Raw genomic sequence first — 1,050 nt, 5'->3', positions numbered from 1 at the left:
ACACAGTGGACGCGAGCAACTGAGGACAAGCCCTCGGCCTATTAGTACCAGTCAGCTCCAACCGTTACCGGTCTTCCACACCTGGCCTATCAACCCAGTCGTCTACTGGGAGCCTTAACCCCTCAAAGGGGGTGGGAATACTCATCTCGAAGCAGGCTTCCCGCTTAGATGCTTTCAGCGGTTATCCCTCCCGAACGTAGCCAACCAGCCATGCCCTTGGCAGGACAACTGGCACACCAGAGGTTCGTCCGTCCCGGTCCTCTCGTACTAGGGACAGCCCTTCTCAATATTCCTACGCGCACAGCGGATAGGGACCGAACTGTCTCACGACGTTCTAAACCCAGCTCGCGTACCGCTTTAATGGGCGAACAGCCCAACCCTTGGGACCGACTCCAGCCCCAGGATGCGACGAGCCGACATCGAGGTGCCAAACCATCCCGTCGATATGGACTCTTGGGGAAGATCAGCCTGTTATCCCCGGGGTACCTTTTATCCGTTGAGCGACGGCGCTTCCACAAGCCACCGCCGGATCACTAGTCCCGACTTTCGTCCCTGCTCGACCCGTCGGTCTCACAGTCAAGCTCCCTTGTGCACTTACACTCAACACCTGATTGCCAACCAGGCTGAGGGAACCTTTGGGCGCCTCCGTTACTCTTTAGGAGGCAACCGCCCCAGTTAAACTACCCACCAGACACTGTCCCTGATCCGGATCACGGACCCAGGTTAGACATCCAGCACGACCAGAGTGGTATTTCAACGACGACTCCACCATGGCTGGCGCCATGACTTCACAGTCTCCCACCTATCCTACACAAGCCGAACCGAACACCAATATCAAGCTATAGTAAAGGTCCCGGGGTCTTTCCGTCCTGCTGCGCGAAACGAGCATCTTTACTCGTAGTGCAATTTCACCGGGCCTATGGTTGAGACAGTCGAGAAGTCGTTACGCCATTCGTGCAGGTCGGAACTTACCCGACAAGGAATTTCGCTACCTTAGGATGGTTATAGTTACCACCGCCGTTTACTGGCGCTTAAGTTCTCAGCTTCGCC

Annotated in this window: 1 rRNA gene; it reads right to left on the bottom strand. The window is 56.1% G+C overall.

Going from position 1 to position 1,050, the window contains the following annotated elements:
- Positions 1–21 precede the first annotated feature (21 nt).
- A 23S ribosomal RNA gene (locus ACZ53N_RS37515) occupies positions 22–1,050 on the bottom strand; the annotation flags it as partial.

Source organism: Streptomyces sp. NPDC033229 (genome assembly GCF_055576875.1).
Note: the sequence above shows the minus strand (reverse complement) of the source record. Positions and strands in the feature narration are given on the sequence as shown.